Source organism: Novosphingobium sp., assembly GCF_049240505.1.
Classification (GTDB): domain Bacteria; phylum Pseudomonadota; class Alphaproteobacteria; order Sphingomonadales; family Sphingomonadaceae; genus Novosphingobium.
Genome location: NZ_JBMLSM010000097.1, coordinates 1 through 1,347, shown reverse-complemented (window position 1 = coordinate 1,347; position 1,347 = coordinate 1). Strand labels below are relative to the sequence as shown.

2 protein-coding genes are annotated in these 1,347 nt (G+C 59.5%); both read left to right on the top strand.

The features are described from left to right. Positions 1-3 precede the first annotated feature (3 nt). Complete coding sequence (locus ACOVQ0_RS08165) at positions 4-174, top strand: hypothetical protein (protein WP_421882669.1); 171 nt, start codon at positions 4-6, stop codon at positions 172-174. Between the two features lie 14 nt (positions 175-188). Then, positions 189-1,347: urea ABC transporter substrate-binding protein (locus ACOVQ0_RS08160; RefSeq protein ID WP_421882667.1), on the top strand; the 1,159-nt coding region annotated here is incomplete at its 3' end.

The following is a 1,347-nucleotide window of genomic DNA, read 5'->3' as shown; positions in this document are numbered from 1 at the left end:
ATCATGAAGGACGATGATGTTTCGGATGACGAAGCCTATCGGAGAATGCGCGTGGCCAGCATGACCAGGCGCATCTCGATCGAAGAATTCGCGGCCCAGACCTTGGCCGCGTCAACATCCTCCATGCGTCTTGCCGGCACTGCGGCGCATGAGCGGAAAACGAAACAACCATGACAAGGAGGTTTACTATGCCCAGTGGAAGTCAACTTGCAAAGGCGCTGCGCCTTGGGGTGGCGGTTGCCGCCCTGACGGCGTCCGCCGGTCTGGCGCAGGACGCCATCAAGATCGGCGTTCTGGAAGATCAGTCGGGCGATTTCGCCGCAGCCACCATGGTCAAGGTCAACGCGATCACGCTTGCCGCCGAGGAAATCAACGCGGCTGGCGGGATCGGTGGCCGCCCGATCGAACTGGTCACCTATGACACGCAGTCCGACAACACCCGCTATCAGGAATTCATGCGCCGCGTGCTGCAAAGCGACAAGGTGGATGTGGTCTTTGCAGGCTTTTCATCGGCTTCGCGAGAGGCGTATCGCCCCATCGTCAACCAGTTCGACGGGCTGGCCTTCTACAACAACCAGTACGAGGGTGGCGTTTGCGATGCCAACATGATCGTCACAGGCGCGGTGCCGGAACAGCAGTTCTCGACCCTGATCCCCTGGATGATGGAAAAATACGGCAAGAACGTCTACACGCTGGCCGCCGATTACAACTTTGGCCAGATCTCGGCCGAATGGGTGCGCAACATCGTCGAAGCCAATGGTGGCACCATGGTGGGTGAAGAGTTCATCCCGCTGGGCGTGTCGCAGTTCGGCCAGTCGATCCAGAACATCCAGGCCGCCAAGCCCGGCTTTGTGGTGACGCTTCTGGTGGGCGCGGCACAGGCCTCGTACTATGAACAGGCGGCGGCGGCAAATGTGAACCTGCCGATGGCCTCTTCGGTCAACGTGGGCCAGGGCTATGAACACAAGCGCTTCACCCCGCCCAGCCTGAAGGACATGTATGTGACCACCAACTTCATCGAAGAGGTGGACACGCCTGCCGCGAAGGCCTTTGTCGAGAAGTTCCGCGCCCGCTTCCCGGATGAGCCGTATATCAACCAGGAAGCGGCCAATTCCTACATCGCGATGTATCTGTACAAGCAGATGGTGGAACGTGCGGGCACGACAGATCGCGCCGCGTTACTTGCCGAACTGGCCAAGGGCGATGTCTGCTTTGAAGGACCCTCTGGCAAGGTCTGCCTTGATCCGAAAAGCCAGCACATGTCGCACACGATCTATCTGGCCAAGGTTGAGGCCGACCACAGCATCAGCTTTCCCACCGTGTGGGAAAACATCGCGCCCTACTGGC